The following is a 15631-nucleotide window of genomic DNA, read 5'->3' as shown; positions in this document are numbered from 1 at the left end:
GTAGGTCCCGGCTGCGAGGGGGCGCTGCTCCTCGGCCCCCGGACGCGGCAGCGGACCTGTCCGCCCCCGCGGGACAGGTCCGCCGCCGCCTCCTCGACCCGAGGCGTACATGGGTGGAACGCGTCAGGTTGTGACCTATGACGCAAGAACGGGGATTTCGGTTCCTCAGCGAGCCCGTCAGAGGCGGGAGGTGAGCCAGCTCGCGTCGGCGACGTGGTCCTCGACGCTGCCGGGGGTCTCGAGGATGACCGGCGCACCGGCAGCGCGGATCACGGTGGCGAGCAGGTCGGGGTCAATCTGCCCGTGGCCGAGGTTGGCGTGCCGGTCGGCACCGGAGTCGAAGGCGTCGCGACTGTCGTTGCCGTGCACGAGGTCGATCCGTCCGGTCACCGCACGCACCCTCTCGACGACCGTCTCCAGGTCGTTGCCGCCGGCGTGGGCGTGGCAGGTGTCGAGGCAGAAGCCGACACGGTCGGCCCCCTCGGCGCTGCTGATTGCCTCGAATACGCGGCCGATGCGGTCGAGGTGGCGCGTCATCGCGTTGTCACCACCGGCGGTGTTCTCGATGAGCACCGGCACGGCGAGGTCGGTGGCCTCGATGGCCTTGCGCCAGTTGTCGAAACCCTTCTCGGGGTCGTCGGTCTTGTTGACGTGGCCGCCGTGCACGACCAGGCCCTTGGCGCCGATCGAGGCGGCCGCGTTGACGTGCTGCTGCAGCAGCTTGCGGCTGGGGATCCGGATGCGGTTGTTGGTGGTGGCCACGTTGATCACGTAGGGGGCGTGCACGTAGATGTCGACCCCGGCCTCCTCGGCCGCCGCCTTGAGCGCCTCCGCTCCGCCTGCGTACTCCACGACCGGGCCCTTGTAGCTCTGCGGGTCGCCGAGGAACATCTGGACGACCGACATGCCGCGCGCCTGCGCGTGCTGGACCGGGTCGTCGGAGGCGACGTGGGCACCGATGGCGAAGGAAGTCATGCGGCCAGCCTAGGGGCGGACGCCGACGGCTCCGGGTGGGCCTGTGCGTGGATTCCCCGGGTGCTCGACGCCGCTGGTAACCTGCTCCAGTTCTCTGTGTGTCCTCCTCAATAGGGGGAACCGCCGGGAGCCGTGGCTCGGTCCGTCCAGTGGATCGGCGCCGCGAACGCAAGCCCTCCTGCCACGGAAAGTCCGTGGCCGCCTGAGTCCAGAGGAGGTGGAGACCGCTTTGCGTAAGTATGAAGTGATGGTCATCCTCGACCCCAGTCTTGAAGAGCGCACGATCGAGCCTTCGCTCGACAAGTACCTCAACGTCATCCGCACCGACGGTGGAACCGTCGAGAAGGTTGACGTGTGGGGACGCCGCCGTCTCGCCTACGAGATCAAGAAGAACGCCGAAGGCATCTACGCAGTCATCTCGATCGAGGCCGAGCCGGCCACGGTCAAGGAGTTCGACCGCCAGCTGACCCTCAACGAGTCCATCCTGCGCACGAAGGTCATCAAGCCCGGCAACCGCTGAGCTTGTGCACAACCCTTCATAGACGTCGGCGACATCGGCAACGATGTCGTTCGGCAAGCCAGTGGCGGATTCACACCCCGCAACACCAACCGATGGACTAACCAAGGGAGACCTTGAATGGCAGGCGAGACCGTCATCACCGTGGTCGGCAACCTGGTCGACGACCCGGAGCTGCGCTTCACCCCCTCGGGTGCACCCGTGGCGAACTTCCGGATCGCGTCCACGCCGCGGACCTTCGACCGGCAGACCAATGAGTGGAAGGACGGCGACGCGCTGTTCCTCTCCTGCTCGATCTGGCGTCAGGCAGCCGAGAACGTTGCCGAGTCGCTCCAGAAGGGCATGCGGGTCGTGGTGCAGGGACGGCTCAAGCAGCGCCAGTACGAGACCCGTGAAGGCGAGAAGCGCACGGTCGTCGAGCTCGAGGTCGAAGAGATCGGTCCCTCGCTGAAGTACGCCACCGCCAAGGTGACGCGTGCTTCCGGCGGCGGGGGCGGCGGCTTCGGCGGAGGCGGCGGCAACCGTGGCGGCTTCAGCGGCGGCGGCGGCCAGCAGGGCGGCGGCTTCGGCGGCGGCCAGCAGGCCGACGACCCGTGGGGCGCTCCGGCGGCCCCGCAGGCGCCCCAGGGCGGCGGCGGTTTCGGCGGCGGAGGCTCCCAGGGTGGCGGCGCACAGCCCGACCCGTGGGGCGCTCCGGGCGTCGGCTCCGACGAGCCCCCGTTCTGATCGCCAGATCGGCTCCCTGACGGCCAGGTCCGTCAACCCATCCGAATACACCTCAACCATTCCGGCCTCACGGCCGGGCTTCTAGAAAGGAAGCACCACAATGGCCAAGGCAGTGATTCGCAAGCCCAAGAAGAAGGTTTGCCAGTTCTGCAAGGAGAAGGCGACCGGTGTCGACTACAAGGACACCACGCTGCTCCGCAAGTTCATCTCCGACCGTGGCAAGATCCGCGCGCGTCGTGTGACCGGAAACTGCGTCCAGCACCAGCGCGACGTGGCCATGGCAGTCAAGAACGCCCGCGAGGTCGCTCTCCTGCCGTACACCTCGACCGGACGCTGAAGGGAGCCAGGAACATGAAGCTCATCCTGACCCAGGAAGTGACCGGCCTCGGTGGCCCCGGTGACATCGTCGAGGTGAAGGACGGCTACGGCCGCAACTACCTCATCCCGCGCGGCGAGGGCATTCGCTGGACCAAGGGTGGCGAGAAGACTGTGGACGCCATCAAGGCTGCCCGCAAGTCGCGCGCCGTCCGCGACCAGGCCCACGCCGAGGAGATCAAGGGCAAGCTCGAGGGTGCCGCTGTGGCGCTCAAGGTGCGCGCTGGTGAGGGTGGTCGCCTGTTCGGCGCCGTCACCGCCAACGACATCGCCGAGGCTCTCTCCACCGCTGCCGGTGAGTCCGTGGACAAGCGCACCATCGTCCTCGGCAACCCGATCAAGTCGCTCGGCACCCACGCGGTGTCGGTCAAGCTGCACGACGACGTGACCGCCCAGGTCTCGCTCAACGTGACCTCTGCCTGACCTACGGCGTCTGACGCAAGGCCCGTCCACCCTCCGGGGTGGGCGGGCCCTTGTGCTTGCTGCTTGTTGCCCTCAGTCGGCCCCGAGGACCATCCACTTCTCGCCGCGGGAGCGCTGCAGCAGCAGGGCGCAGCGCACGCCCATGAAGAGACCGCTGAAGAGCACCCAGATCCACAGCAGGGACTGCGCCTGGGTGGCCACCAGCGGCACGGCCAGCACCGGGGGCACGTACGCCACCAGCGTCCACACGCCGGCCCACGCCAGGAAGCGTCCGTCGCCGGCCCCGATGAGCACCCCGTCGAGGACGAAGACGACGCCGGCCATCGGCTGGCTCAGGGCGGCGACGAGCAGGATCGGCACCAGGAGCTCGTGGACCGCGGGGTCCGGGGTGAAGAGCGGCCCCAGCCACGGGCTGGCCACCGCCAGCACGAGACCGGCGACGATCCCCGAGGCCCAGCCCCAACGGATCATCCGACGGGTCAGCCCCCGGGTGGCCTCGCGGTCGCCCGCGCCGAGGGCGTGACCGGTCAGGGTCTGGGCGGCGATGGCGATGGCGTCGAGCGCGAAGACGAGGAAGGTCCAGATGGTGAAGGCGACCTGGTGGGCTGCCACGGCCTCACCCTCGGGGTCTCCGCTGCTGGCGACCGCCCAGGCGCCGACGACGAGAGCGGCGCGCAGGGCGAGCGTACGCACGACCAGCGGCACGCTGGCGCGTCCGGCGTCGAGGATCCCGGCGAGGTCCGGGGCCAACGAGGCGCCCTCGGCGCGAGCCGCGCGGACCACCACGGCGACGAGCACCGCGGCGCTCACGACCTGCGCAATCACCGAGCCCAGGGCGGAGCCGGCCACCCCCAGCGCCGGGAAGGGGCCGTAGCCGAAGACGAGGACGAGGTTGAGCACCACGTTGATCGCGTTGCCCCCGACCGCCACCCACAGGGGCGTGCGGGTGTCCTGGAGCCCGCGCAGCACTCCGGTGGCGGCCAGCATGACGAGCAGGGGCGTGATGCCCAGCAGCGCGATGCTGAGGTAGTCCCCGGCGTAGCCCGCGACGGTGTCCCCGACGCCGAAGGCCGCGATCAGGTGCCGCGAGGAGGCGAGCAGGACGGTCGTCACCAGGACGCCCAGGCCCACCGCCAGCCAGATCCCGTCGGCACCCAGGGTGAGGGCTCGGCGGGAGTCGCCTGCCCCGAGGTGTCGTGAGACACCTGCGGTGGTGCCGTAGGCCAGGAAGACGCACAGGCCCACGGCTGTCTGCATGACGACCGCGGCGATGCCCACGCCGGCGAGCTCCGGGGTGCCGAGGCGCCCGACGATGGCGGTGTCGGTGAGCAGGAAGAGGGGCTCGGCGACCAGGGCGAAGAACGCCGGAATGGCGAGTCGGAGGATCTGCCGATCGGTCGTGTGCACAGTCATTGAGTTTAGGTATGAGAAGAGTGTGACCTGCGTCACGACCACCCTCGAGGTAAAACCGCAGGTCAGAGCCGAATTTGGCCCCCGAGGGCCCTCCCCAGACCCTGTGGAGAGCCTTGGGATATCACATGCACGGGCAGGGATTCAGCGGCTTTGCCACAATTTTGTGCAGCAGTTCACATGCCGAGAAAACAGTGGCGACAATCTTTTCCTACACAGGCTGTGGATTGCATTTGTGCAGGTCAGGGGCGGTATCACCCCTACCTGCACGTAGTTGTGCACAGGCCACCCCACAGATGCAGGGCACTTCTTGGGGATGGTGCACCGCTCATGCCCAAGTTATCCACAGGGCCTGTGGATACGCCGGTGGTGGCGAGGGCCCTTCGGCGCGTACGTTCGCGACGTCCGCAGTTCTGTCGGCGCCCCCTTCTAGCGTGGGAGCGCGGGGTTCGGTGCGGCCCGCGTCAGCAATCGTCACCACGTGTCCGGAGGACCGTATGAGCATCTCTGAGCAGGACCTGCTCGGCCCCCGAGAGCCGTCGTTCGAGGACTGGGGTGACGGCCCCGCGTCGTACGAGCCGGGCCACGCTCCGCGCGGAGCCAACGACCGTACGCCGCCGCAGGACAACGCCGCCGAGCAGAGCGTCCTGGGCTCGATGCTGCTGAGCAAGGACGCCATCGCCGACGTCTCCGAGGTGCTGCGCGGAGTCGACTTCTACCGGCCCGCCCACGAGCAGATCCACGACGCGATCATCGACCTGTACGGCCGCAGCGAGCCCGCCGACCCGGTCACGGTCGCCGCCGAGCTCCAGCGTCGGGGTGAGCTCGCCAAGGTGGGCGGCGCTCCCTACCTGCACACGCTCGCCGCCAACGTGCCGATCGCGGCCAACGCCGGCTACTACGCGGAGATCGTGCGCGAGAAGGCGATGCTGCGACGGCTCGTCGAGGCGGGCACCAAGATCGTCCAGCTTGGCTACGCCGGCGAGGGTCAGGTCGACGACGTCGTCGACCAGGCGCAGGCCGAGGTCTACAAGATCACCGAGAAGCGCGCGGCGGAGGACTACGTCCCGCTGAGCGACATCATGAACGACGTCCTCGACGAGATCGAGGCGATCGCCAACCGTGAGCAGGGCGTCTACGGCGTCCCGACCGGGTTCGCCGACTTCGACGAGCTCACCAACGGTCTGCACTCCGGTCAGATGATCATCGTCGCGGCCCGACCCGCGATGGGTAAGTCGACCCTGGCCCTGGACTTCTGCCGGGCCGCGTCGATCCACAACAACATGACCAGCGTCTTCTTCAGCCTGGAGATGACGCGCGCCGAGATCGTGATGCGTCTGCTCTCGGCCGAGGCGAAGGTCGCGCTCAACCACATCCGTACCGGCAACATGACCGAGGACGACTGGGAGCGGATGGCCAAGAAGATGGGCGAGGTCTCCGCCGCGCCGATGTACATCGACGACTCACCCAACATGACGATGATGGAGATCCGGGCCAAGGCCCGCCGCCTCAAGCAGAAGCACGACCTCAAGCTGATCGTGATCGACTACCTCCAGCTGATGAGCTCGGGCAAGAAGGTCGAGTCGCGTCAGCTCGAGGTCTCGGAGTTCTCCCGTCAGATCAAGCTGCTCGCCAAGGAGATCGAGGTCCCGATCATCGCGCTCTCGCAGCTGAACCGTGGTCCCGAGCAGCGCGGCGACAAGCGCCCGATGATGTCCGACCTGCGTGAGTCCGGCTCGATCGAGCAGGACGCCGACATGGTGATCCTGCTCCACCGCGAGGACGTCTACGAGAAGGAGTCGACCCGCCCCGGCGAGGCCGACCTGATCGTGGCCAAGCACCGCAACGGCGCGACGCGTGACATCACCGTCGCCTTCCAGGGCCACTACAGCCGCTTCGTGGACATGGCGCACTGACGACTGCCCGTGCCGACGATTGGTGAGTCTGCAATCTGCACGCTGAATCTGAAACCGTTGCAGATTGGGGTGCGCGAGGGGCGAGATTCCACGGGCCGTGACTGACAAGAAGTTGTTCGACGCGATGGGGCGCTCTGCCCAGAGATGTCGCAGGGAAAGCTCGAACGACTCGGATCGCTGTCAACAAGCCCCCGCCCAGTTGATCTTCACGGCCCGTAAGCGTTCGGGCGCCCCGTCGCGCGGTGTTCTCGGACCTATTCGCGAACTGCCAAGAAGTGTCGGTGCTGAGCATTACGTTCGGGGCCTGACGACTCGATCAAGGCTTGGTGGGTGTGATGGTGATGGAGACACTGTTTGGCGACGCGTTCGAGCACCCGGCGAGCAAGCCGTCCGGCCCGGCGCGCCACCGGGTCCTGATCACGGTCAAGGCAGCCCCGAATCCGTCGCAGACCCATGGCGAAACGGTCTGCGTAGCTGGCGTCCTGCTCGGTCCCTACGGCGCGACCGGATGGATCCGGCTCTATCCCATCAACTTCCGGCATCTTCCTGCAGCGACGGAGGCCTTCAAGAAGTACGACATCGTGACGGTGGACTGCCAGCCCGCCGGTGAAGCCCGGCTGGAGTCGTGGAAGCCGAACATGTCGACCCTCCGCGTCGAGACCCACCTGCCGCCCTGGCGGCGGCGGCAGGAACTTCTCGAGCCCATCATCGACGACTCCATGTGCCGTATCCGCAACGCTGCGAGCGCTGACGCACGAGCTCGCTCACTGGCTCTCGTGCGGCCGACCGAGATCCTCGGGTTCCGACTGGAGCCGCATCCCGGATGGAGCAAGGGAGAGCAGTCGAAGATCGACGCCTACGTCAACCAACTCGAGCTCGACGTCTTCGAGGAGGCCCAGGACAAGACGCCTCTCGAGCCACCTCGTTACCGGGGCTTCTACAAGCGGCGCTGCGCCGATCCTCAGTGCACAACCCACGAGCAGTCGATCATCGACTGGGAGTTCGTCGCGCTCCAGCGGCACCTGTGGAACCGCTCCGACGCGGATGCGACAGCCGCGATTCGCAAGCGGTTCTATGACGAGATCTGCGCGTCGGGCAACGACGTCGCGTTCTACGTCGGCAACCAGGCCAAGCGTCCGCAGACGTTCAGCATCCTCGGCGTCTACTACCCGAAGAAGGCGACTTAGACGGGAAGTGCCGCGACTGGCGCGTTGGTGGTTCCGACGATCTCGTCGATGATCACCTTCCGATGGCACTTCTCGACGTCGGTCTCGAAGCAGAGCACAGCGACGACCTGGTCGCGCACCAGTGCGGAGAGCTCATGGAGAGAAGACTCGGCCTCCGGGCTCGTAATGGCCTGGCGGAACACACGTCGGCCCTCGTCCACGCGGCCCTCCCAGAACGGGCTGCGGTTCTCCCTTGCGTTCCCCAGGCTCCGCATGTGGCGGTAGTCGATGCCGGCTGCGGCCAGGGCATCTCGGAGGCGGGTCTTGGAGAAGCCCGCCTTGCGGCTGATTGCGTTGAGCCGTACGTCGGCGACGGTCTGGACGCCCGCCTCCACGAGGGCGGCAACGAAGTCGTCAATGCCGCGACCTTCGTATCCAACGGAGACGATGCCATGGGTCATGGGCGTGTCCTCCCGATCTCGTCGACGTAGGCCAGCAGTAGAGGTGATTGTTTCCTACGGCTCCGACAGCTTGGTGGAGCTGGGAGAAGAGGCCGGAGACGGCGAAGCCCACGCCTGAGCGTGGGCGACTCGAATCTGCGACCGGGAACTGTTGCAACCCTAGCTACCTGCGGTGAATGGTAGGCCAAGCGAGTCGCTGACTCAATCGGACGTGGACGTACCTCCCGGCATGGCCGGGTCGCCTAAGACCAGAACTGGCGAGTCCTATGAGCCGAGTGTGCCAGCGCGGCACAATGCCGAGGTAAGTCCCGGACCGACCTGGTGCCGGGACTCCTACGCGCCGCTCGGGTCGGCCGCCGCCCGGTTCGCAGACGCCTGGCACGCCGCCCAGGCGACGAAGGACAAGGCCCGCGTGGACGAGCTGGAGCTGTTCCGCAAGGACGTCGGCTCCTACGTGCGGCTCTACGACTTCCTCAGCCAGATCGTGAACTACGAGGACCCCGATCTGGAGAAGCTCGCGCTCTTCCTACGCCTGCTCAAGGGCCGCCTCGTACGCCCCGAGGCCTCCGACATCATCGACCTGTCCTCGGTCGAGTTGACCCACATCAAGCAGGCCCGAGCCAAGGACCAGACCTTGGACCTCAACTCCGGCGAGACCGTGGCACTGATGCCGATGACCGCCGCCGGTTCGGGTCAGTCCCGCGACCCCCACATGGTGCTGCTCGAGGAAGTGCTCGCCAAGGTCAACGCCCTCTTCGACGGCGAGGACTTCACACCCGGTCAGCAACGCTCCTGGGTCGAAGGCCTCGTCACCGTCCTCGGCGAGAACGCCACGGTGCGTTCCCAGGCAGCCGCCAACACGTCCAAGCAGTTCGTCGAGTCCCCAGACCTCTCGGACGCCGTGACCGGCGCCGTGCTCGACGCGGGTCGCGCACACCAAGATGACCGAGAAGTTCTTCAGCGACGACACCTTCAAGGCCAAGCTCGTGAAGCTGCTGGCTGAGCTCGTTCACTCCGACGTCAATCGCGGTGCCTGAAACCTCAGAGGCAACCGAATGGTGACCCCACCCACTGTGGCCTCCTGATCGGGGAGCACGTGTGTGACCTGTGGGATCACGCTGACCTGCACGGGCGATCAAGGTGCGAAGGTCATTGCTTGTCGACGCACTCGTCAAGCTCGGCAAACGCCAAACCTCTGCGTTGTGCTCGGCCGGCTCCTCGACTCCATATCGGTGGCTGCTCAACGCTAACGAACGACTCCCCCGGGGCGTGGACCGGTCAAAGTTCGAGGGCATCGACCTTCGACTCGGCGAGGCGCCTTGGCTCGACGTGCTCTCGTACGGTGGCAGCGTTTTGAAGCAGACAAGGCGGCTGTGCTTGCACCTGAGCGCGTCAGCCTTTTATGCGTGAGGTGTCGTCTCCTTGCCCGCGGTCTTGCGCACATCCATGGGCTCCAGCGTGCCGAAGGAGGTGAGGAAGTCTCCCTCCGTGTCCGGGTCTACCCAGATGATCGGTGCGCCCTCGGGCCGGGGGACGGACGTGTGGGGCTCATATGCGCTCGTGACGAGGTAGCGCGGGCCACGCTCGGGTCCGTCCGCCTGTGCCTTTCGGGTGAAGTGAAGGGCAGAGACTTGGCGCCGCGCTAGGGCGACCCGCTCATCGAACGTGTAGTCGGCGTAGTCGGTGGCGATATGGGACATGAGAATGCGCAGCGTGCCCTCGTGGATGTTTCCACCTCGGAGCCGGAAGCGGAACTGCCGATTCGGGGCCGCCCCCGCCTCGTCGTCCGCTGCCGAGGTAGTCCCCTTCGCGGCACTTGGGAGTGCCCCCTCGAGGAACTGCTTCGACCGGAACTCCTTAAGCGACTGGTCGCCCGCGACCATCTGTGCAGCACGGTCGACCGCGCTGTTCACGGCGTCCACGACGTGGCTCTCCGCCGCAGCGAAGAACGCGCTGGCGGCGTTGGCGGCGTCCTCCCGCGGGAAACCGGGAATTTCGTTGAAGAGCGAGTCAATGGCGAACTCCCGGAGTCCTCCGTAGGACTCCTTGAGGAGCCAGTCGACCATGCTGAACGGTGAGTCGGACAACTCATCGCTTGAGACGAGCGCGGAGTACGGCGCGAACCAAGCGGCTTGGGTGAACCCCAGGATCCACGCCTCAAGGCGCTTGATCTCCGCCTTCTCCCAGGCGTGCGGCGCGAACGAGTACATCGCGTTCAGCTCAGAGACGAGGGTCCGTCCCAGTCCGGTCATCAGGTGGGCCTGGGCGTGCACCTTGATCTCTTGTTGGACCCAGGCGTCGCCGATGACAGCTGCTCGGTCCGGGTGCTCGACAGGCGCGTGCTCCGCCGACCTCACCTTCCAGTAAGGCAGTAGCTCGGCGTTGAACTCGCTGGTCGCAGTGGTGAGATCGGCGAGGGCCCGGCGGACGTTGACGGTCACGTCCTGCAGCGTGGCCTTGCGCTGTAGCTCCACGGCGTCCCGGGCGAGGTGGATGGCCCACCACGCCAGAGCGACCGCAGCGACCGTGGCCAGGGTTGTGATTGCCTCGAGCCACAGCATCCAGTCCATGGGCAACGAGCGTAGGTGCCGCCCGGCGCGTCCGCAGGCGATCGCGACGACTTACGGTGGCTCTGGCCACAACACGCCGTCGGCTGGCGAGGATTGCGGATCCTTCCGCACATTGGGGCTATTCGCCTCCGGCAGGAACCGATGCAGCCTTAGCTCGCAACACTCGCCCAGCCAGTGCTGGTCGTCCAGCAGTGAGGGGCCGAGCAGCCACCAAGGACGCCTAGCGCCAGACCACCGGCTTCTCGGTCCCGACGAAGTAAGGGGTCTCGAACGGCCCCCAGCGCAACCCGACCACGTCGGTGCCCGGCGGGGTCCGGAAGACGACGCAGTCCTTCACACTCTCCCCGGGAACCGGCGGACTCGACAGCCCCAGCGACGGGCACGGCGCGAAGTCGAAGAGGTAGCTCACCTGGTTGTGCCCCCCGCCGCCGCGGAGCACCGGCTCCACGTCGGAGTCCAGGTAGTAGCCACCGATCTTCCCGGACAGGTACCTGATCGTGACGTCGACGTACCAGATCTGCCCGGTCTCGAGGCGTTGGCGGAGATCGGCGGAAATTTCGGGGTCCGCGAGCAGGTCGGCGGTGTCGCCGCGACGTACGGCCGTGACGGTGAGCTCGACCTTGCCTCGCCTATCGGCGTGCTCGACCGGGACCCGTGCCGTCTCGCCGATGTCCAGCAGTGAGCCGGGCGACGTGAACTCACTGTCCTTCGGTGCCACTGGGCTGACCTTCGGTGCCGGCGGACTCACGGGTTCGAGCAGGCGGGGCTCTTCCGACTCCCACGGACGGACGGTGAGCGCCGTCGCGGAGACGACGAGCACCAGGGCGAGGGCGGCACCGGCGCGCACGACGCCACGGCGTCGTACGCGGCGACGCCCGGCGTGGACGACGTCGAGGGCGTCGACTGCGCGCCCGTCCTGGCGGCTGGCGTCGTCCAGCAGGTTCTTGAGATCGACCATCACTCACTCACTTCCAGTTCCACCTCGTGGTGCCAACCGGCCCCGACCAGTGCGCCGCGCAGGGCGTCGAGCCCGCGTGCGGTCTGGCTCTTCACGGTGCCCTGCGAGCAACCCAGGACCTCGGCGGTCTGCGCGACGCTGAGGTCCTCGAAGTAGCGCAGGACCACCACCGCCCGCTGCCGGGGCGCGAGCCCGCCGAGCGCGGCCATGACCGCGGTGCGGTCGGCGTGGGCCCCCGCGACGTCGGGCAGCGGCGGCGGCACCGACTCCTTCGCCTCGTAGCGTTCCCGCGTCCCGCGGCGGCGTGCGGCGTCGATGGCGACGTTGACCACGGTGCGGCGCGCGTACCCGAAGAGGCTCTCCACCTGGCCCAGGCGGGGCAGTGCGACGTACATCCGCACGAGCGCCTCCTGAGTGACGTCGTCGGCGAGCGCCCAGTCACCCGTGATCAGGAAGGCCGCACGTCGCAGACGCCCCTCGTAGGCGTCGACGAACTCCACGAACCCCTGTTCGTCCCGGCGCGCCATCGCGACTCCTTCCCGAGGGTCGAGCATCGCCCCTCGACCACAGTGACGTACGCCGAATGGAAGTGGTTGCCTCACCTCAGGCGCGAAATCGATCCATCTGCACGACCTCGGCGAGCGGCCGGGGCGGGCGCCATCGGTGGCGTACGTCCCCGTCCCCGCACACCGTGACGTATGCGCACCTCCGTGAGACCGTGGAGGGCAAGGGTTCGGACGGCGTACGGGCGTACCAGCAGCTCGAGAACGGGGTCTCGCTGGACGGGCTCCTGGCCGTCCACGTCCGAGCCGATCACGAGGAGGTTCCCGTGAAGCCACGCTCCCACCCGGTCCTCGGGATCACCCTGGCGACGTCTGCCCTGGCGACGTGCGTCGCCGTCGTCGCCCCGCCAGCCTCTGCCTCCGCGCAGGACCGTGGAGCACTGGTCTCCGGGGTGTCGCAGGCTGCGCAGAAGGCGTCCAAGCGCCCCAACATCTTGATGATCACCGCCGACGACGCCACGCAGGCTGACCTGGCGTACATGCCGAAGACGCGCAGGCTCATCGCCAACCAGGGCACGACCCTCACGTCCGGCATCGCGCCCACACCGATCTGCGTCCCTGCCCGCGCGACGCTGATGACGGGTCAGTACGCCGCCAGCCACGGCGCCCTGTCGATCAGCGGGCCCTACGGCGGAGCCGCCTCGTTCATGGACCGCGAGACGCTGCCCGTGTGGCTGCGTCGCGCCGGTTACGACACCGTCTTCGTCGGCAAGTACCTGAACGGGTACGGCACGCACACCACGCAGAGGTACGTCCCGCCGGGCTGGTCGAACTGGCAGGGCTCGGCTGCTGCGACCTACAACTACTCCACGACGGTCATCAACGACAACGGCAGGCTCGAGCGCCGCAAGCGCTACCAGACCGACGAGTTCGCTCGACGCACGAACGAGAAGATCAACGCGAAGTCCAGCAATAAGAAGCCCTGGTACATGTGGGTCAACTACGTCGCCCCGCACCACGGCGGACCCCGCGACCCCGACGACCCGGAGACCTGGAAGGACGTTCTCGCCAAGGACGTCGTCAAGAGCCCCTCGCCGGCCAAGCGTCACCGCAACACGTTCAGGCTCGTGAACCTGCCGAACAAGCCGAACATGATGCGAGTCCACCCCGACAAGATCTTCCCCAGGTCCGCGACCCCACGCTCGGCGACGGGCCGGAGAGCGATGCGTGAGTCCTACCAGCAGCGGCTCGAGTCGCTGCTGGCGGTCGACGAAGCGGTCGCTTCCCACATCAGGGCGCTGAAGAAGACCCGCCAGCTGTCGAGGACGATCGTCATGTTCTCCTCCGACAACGGCTACTTCAACGGCGAGCACAACCTCTCCGGCAAGCTGTTCTGGTACGAGGAGTCGCTCAAGGTGCCGATGACGCTCCGCGGCCCCGGCATCCCGAAGGGCAAGAAGGTCTCCACGCCCGTCACGAACGCCGACATCCCGGTCACGTGGGCTGCGATCGCCCACGCAAGGCCGACCCGCACGGTCGACGGCGTCGACTTCCGTCCGTACCTGAAGCGTGGCGAGGTCTCGCGCACCATCCCGCTGTCAGGGTGGCCGCACCACACTGGCCCGACGAAGCCGGACCCGCTCTACACCGGCGTGCGCGTCGACAACCAGTGGACGTACGTGAACTTCCGCGGCCACGAGGAGCTGTTCGACCTCGTCAGCGACCCGTACCAGCTCAGCAACCTCGCCAAGAACCCGTCGTACGCCGCGAGGCTGAACGAGCTGCGAGAGACGAACGAGAGGATCAACGAGGCCGCGCAGTGACAGGCGTACGCACGTCACCGTCCTCCAGCAGGTCCTGGGTGGCCACGCCTGACGCGGCCGGTTGCTCGGCGCCAGCGGAGGACGGCGCCTTGGTCACACAAATCTGAAAACCGAGCGCTGCACCGTGGTGCTGATCAAGAATCGCTTCGAGGTTCTTCCGACCTCCCCAGGCATGCGGGTGCGTGCCCGCGTCTCCCCGGGGAGCCTGCGCGGGCTGACCGTGCATGCCGGGCACGACTGCCCCTGCCGCACCAAGGACACCGATGACCAAGAAGAGCCTCATGATCACCGCTTCGAGCGTCGTGGGCGTCGCAGCCCTGACGGTGGGCGGCTTCGCTGCCACCTCGTTCCTGTCCGGGGGCGGAGCCCAGCCTGAGGACGTCCTCCCTGCGAACACGCTCGCGTTCGTGAAGGTCGACATGGACCCCGCCGCCGGGCAGAAGGTCAACCTCTACAAGTTGTCGAAGAAGTTCGAGGACGTCGAGGTCTCCTCGGAGGACAGCATCAAGGACGACCTCCTGGAGCCGCTCTTCGCCGACAGCTTGGACGGCATCGACTACGACAAGGACATCAAGCCGTGGCTCGGTGACCGGGCAGCCCTCGCGGCCATCCCGGACGGCCAGGACAGCGTCACGCCGGTGATGGTGGTCGAGTTCACCGACGAGGAGAAGATGCAGGCCGGGCTGGAGAAGGTCGAGGCGAGCGCCGCGTCGGACCTCGAGACCGACCCGCCGAGCGCCGAGGAGATCGACGACGTCGCATGGGCCGTCAGCGGTGACTACGTCGTCATCGCCGAGGACCAGAAGATCGCCGACGAGGTCGCCGGGACCGAGCAGGTGCTCGCCGCCGACGCCGACTACCAGGGCGACATCGAGGCGCTCGGCGGCGACCAGATCGTCACCGCCTGGGCCGACGTCGAGGCCACCTACGACGCCATGCCCGAAGACGTGACCGCGGACCTCCTCGACCTCTACGACGTGGACACCGACGCGGCCGACCCCATCAAGTTCGAGCCGACCGGCAGCCTCGTGATGGGCATCAACGCCCAGTCCGACCACATCGAGTTCGTCACGAAGGCCCTCGACCTCTCCACCGGCATCGAGCAGCCCGCCTCCGTGCCCGGCACCGGCCTGGTCAACGAGTTCCCCGCCGACACCGTGGCTGCCGTGTCGGTCTCCGGGCTGGGCGAGGCGGCGGTCTCGCTGTACGACTCCCTCGCCGAGAGCGGCGCGGTCACCGACGAGATGCTCGCCGAGGCCGAGGGCAGGCTCGACCTGGACCTGCCCGACGACCTTCGCGCGATCCTCGGGACCGACCTGGCCGCCGGTGCCACGATGAGCCCCGGCGACCCCGAGGACCTCACCGTCTTCGGCAAGGTCCGCACCGCCGACGCTGCGAGGGTCCTGTCCCTCATCGAGACGCTCGTGGGCGAGACCGGTGCCGCTGCCGACGACGTGTACGCCGAGGCTCGCGCCGACCACTACGTCGCCGGTTCCTCCGCTGACGCGCTCGCCCTGGCCGAGGCCGGAGGCCTGGGTGGGAACGAGCGGTTCAGGAAGGTCGTCGCCGACGCCTCCACCGCCTCCGCGGTCGGGTTCGTCGACATCGGCCGTCTCTTCGACGAGCTGGTCACCGCCGAGGAGGACCCCGACCGCGGCTTCGCACCCCTCGACGCCTTCGGGTTCTCCGTCTCCGGCGACGCCGAGAGCTCCACCTTCACCGCGCGGTTGTCGCTGCGCTGAGACCCACCCAGAAGGGCCATCGTGACCACCCGGTCACGGTGGCCCTTCGGCGTTTCACGGCCTCCG

At 67.6% G+C, this 15631-nt stretch carries 15 protein-coding genes; 9 read left to right on the top strand and 6 right to left on the bottom strand.

Annotation, left to right across the window (positions count from 1 at the left end; genetic code table 11):
* Positions 1 to 177 precede the first annotated feature (177 nt).
* Positions 178 to 975, bottom strand: a complete 798-nt coding sequence (locus FCL41_RS16625; RefSeq protein ID WP_137064600.1) for a deoxyribonuclease IV — start codon at positions 973 to 975, stop codon at positions 178 to 180.
* A 229-nt stretch (positions 976 to 1204) separates the two neighbouring features.
* Here FCL41_RS16625 and rpsF point away from each other — a divergent pair, with 229 nt between their 5' ends.
* From rpsF to rplI, 4 genes are all read left to right on the top strand, one after another.
* A complete protein-coding gene (rpsF, locus tag FCL41_RS16620) occupies positions 1205 to 1495 on the top strand; it encodes a 30S ribosomal protein S6 (protein ID WP_135833554.1) in 291 nt (96 codons plus the stop codon).
* Positions 1496 to 1612: 117 nt separating this feature from the next.
* On the top strand, positions 1613 to 2218 hold the full coding sequence (locus tag FCL41_RS16615; protein ID WP_137064601.1) for a single-stranded DNA-binding protein: 606 nt from the start codon (positions 1613 to 1615) through the stop codon (positions 2216 to 2218).
* Positions 2219 to 2318: 100 nt separating this feature from the next.
* A complete protein-coding gene (gene rpsR / locus FCL41_RS16610) occupies positions 2319 to 2555 on the top strand; it encodes a 30S ribosomal protein S18 (protein ID WP_101525917.1) in 237 nt (78 codons plus the stop codon).
* A 14-nt stretch (positions 2556 to 2569) separates the two neighbouring features.
* Positions 2570 to 3016 (top strand): 50S ribosomal protein L9, encoded by a 447-nt coding sequence (rplI, locus tag FCL41_RS16605; RefSeq protein WP_137064602.1) that lies wholly within the window; start codon positions 2570 to 2572, stop codon positions 3014 to 3016.
* A 72-nt stretch (positions 3017 to 3088) separates the two neighbouring features.
* Here the strand turns inward: rplI and FCL41_RS16600 are convergent, their stop codons facing one another.
* Positions 3089 to 4429, bottom strand: a complete 1341-nt coding sequence (locus FCL41_RS16600) for an MATE family efflux transporter (RefSeq protein WP_137064603.1) — start codon at positions 4427 to 4429, stop codon at positions 3089 to 3091.
* A gap of 494 nt (positions 4430 to 4923) precedes the next feature.
* On the opposite strand from FCL41_RS16600, the gene dnaB reads away from it, so the two are divergent.
* Positions 4924 to 6342 carry a replicative DNA helicase gene (dnaB, locus tag FCL41_RS16595; RefSeq protein WP_137064604.1) on the top strand — a complete coding sequence of 473 codons (1419 nt, stop codon included), beginning with the start codon at positions 4924 to 4926 and terminating at the stop codon, positions 6340 to 6342.
* Between the two features lie 332 nt (positions 6343 to 6674).
* The gene (locus FCL41_RS16590; protein ID WP_212723049.1) at positions 6675 to 7529 is read left to right on the top strand and encodes a hypothetical protein; all 855 of its coding nucleotides are present in this window, start codon (positions 6675 to 6677) and stop codon (positions 7527 to 7529) included.
* On the opposite strand, the gene FCL41_RS16585 is transcribed toward FCL41_RS16590, so the two are convergent.
* Positions 7526 to 7969, bottom strand: a complete 444-nt coding sequence (locus FCL41_RS16585) for a DUF488 domain-containing protein (protein ID WP_137064605.1) — start codon at positions 7967 to 7969, stop codon at positions 7526 to 7528. The genes FCL41_RS16590 and FCL41_RS16585 overlap by 4 nt on opposite strands.
* Before the next feature lie 277 nt (positions 7970 to 8246).
* On the opposite strand from FCL41_RS16585, the gene FCL41_RS16580 reads away from it, so the two are divergent.
* Positions 8247 to 8972: a hypothetical protein gene (locus FCL41_RS16580; protein ID WP_137064606.1), complete on the top strand. Its 726-nt coding sequence runs from the start codon at positions 8247 to 8249 to the stop codon at positions 8970 to 8972.
* A gap of 397 nt (positions 8973 to 9369) precedes the next feature.
* Here FCL41_RS16580 and FCL41_RS16575 read toward each other — a convergent pair whose 3' ends face one another.
* The 3 genes from FCL41_RS16575 to FCL41_RS16565 all read right to left on the bottom strand — a co-directional run bounded on the left by FCL41_RS16575 (position 9370) and on the right by FCL41_RS16565 (position 12024).
* The gene (locus FCL41_RS16575) at positions 9370 to 10539 is read right to left on the bottom strand and encodes a hypothetical protein (protein WP_137064607.1); all 1170 of its coding nucleotides are present in this window, start codon (positions 10537 to 10539) and stop codon (positions 9370 to 9372) included.
* A 220-nt stretch (positions 10540 to 10759) separates the two neighbouring features.
* Positions 10760 to 11497 carry a hypothetical protein gene (locus tag FCL41_RS16570; RefSeq protein ID WP_137064608.1) on the bottom strand — a complete coding sequence of 246 codons (738 nt, stop codon included), beginning with the start codon at positions 11495 to 11497 and terminating at the stop codon, positions 10760 to 10762.
* Positions 11497 to 12024: an RNA polymerase sigma factor gene (locus FCL41_RS16565; protein WP_137064609.1), complete on the bottom strand. Its 528-nt coding sequence runs from the start codon at positions 12022 to 12024 to the stop codon at positions 11497 to 11499. The genes FCL41_RS16570 and FCL41_RS16565 overlap by 1 nt, the downstream gene beginning before the upstream one ends.
* 164 nt (positions 12025 to 12188) lie before the next feature.
* Between FCL41_RS16565 and FCL41_RS16560 the strand changes: the two genes are divergently transcribed.
* Both FCL41_RS16560 and FCL41_RS16555 read left to right on the top strand, forming a co-directional pair.
* The gene (locus tag FCL41_RS16560) at positions 12189 to 13823 is read left to right on the top strand and encodes a sulfatase family protein (protein ID WP_170970160.1); all 1635 of its coding nucleotides are present in this window, start codon (positions 12189 to 12191) and stop codon (positions 13821 to 13823) included.
* A 263-nt stretch (positions 13824 to 14086) separates the two neighbouring features.
* Positions 14087 to 15565 (top strand): DUF3352 domain-containing protein, encoded by a 1479-nt coding sequence (locus tag FCL41_RS16555; protein WP_170970161.1) that lies wholly within the window; start codon positions 14087 to 14089, stop codon positions 15563 to 15565.
* Positions 15566 to 15631: the final 66 nt, after the last annotated feature.

The organism is Nocardioides jishulii, from assembly GCF_006007965.1.
Taxonomy (GTDB): Bacteria; Actinomycetota; Actinomycetes; order Propionibacteriales; family Nocardioidaceae; genus Nocardioides; species Nocardioides jishulii.
The sequence above is the reverse complement of the archived record's forward strand: the minus strand, read 5'-3'. Positions and strand labels throughout refer to the sequence as shown.

What these genes read in the sequence shown, in the direction of transcription:
- FCL41_RS16625 (WP_137064600.1), bottom strand. Translation starts at nt 975, where the DNA reads ATGACTTCCTTCGCCATCGGTGCCCACGTCGCCTCCGACGACCCGGTC.
- FCL41_RS16615 (WP_137064601.1), top strand. Translation starts at nt 1,613, where the DNA reads ATGGCAGGCGAGACCGTCATCACCGTGGTCGGCAACCTGGTCGACGAC.
- rpsR (WP_101525917.1), top strand. Translation starts at nt 2,319, where the DNA reads ATGGCCAAGGCAGTGATTCGCAAGCCCAAGAAGAAGGTTTGCCAGTTC.
- rplI (WP_137064602.1), top strand. Translation starts at nt 2,570, where the DNA reads ATGAAGCTCATCCTGACCCAGGAAGTGACCGGCCTCGGTGGCCCCGGT.
- FCL41_RS16600 (WP_137064603.1), bottom strand. Translation starts at nt 4,429, where the DNA reads ATGACTGTGCACACGACCGATCGGCAGATCCTCCGACTCGCCATTCCG.
- dnaB (WP_137064604.1), top strand. Translation starts at nt 4,924, where the DNA reads ATGAGCATCTCTGAGCAGGACCTGCTCGGCCCCCGAGAGCCGTCGTTC.
- FCL41_RS16585 (WP_137064605.1), bottom strand. Translation starts at nt 7,969, where the DNA reads ATGACCCATGGCATCGTCTCCGTTGGATACGAAGGTCGCGGCATTGAC.
- FCL41_RS16575 (WP_137064607.1), bottom strand. Translation starts at nt 10,539, where the DNA reads ATGGACTGGATGCTGTGGCTCGAGGCAATCACAACCCTGGCCACGGTC.
- FCL41_RS16570 (WP_137064608.1), bottom strand. Translation starts at nt 11,497, where the DNA reads ATGGTCGATCTCAAGAACCTGCTGGACGACGCCAGCCGCCAGGACGGG.
- FCL41_RS16565 (WP_137064609.1), bottom strand. Translation starts at nt 12,024, where the DNA reads ATGGCGCGCCGGGACGAACAGGGGTTCGTGGAGTTCGTCGACGCCTAC.
- FCL41_RS16555 (WP_170970161.1), top strand. Translation starts at nt 14,087, where the DNA reads ATGACCAAGAAGAGCCTCATGATCACCGCTTCGAGCGTCGTGGGCGTC.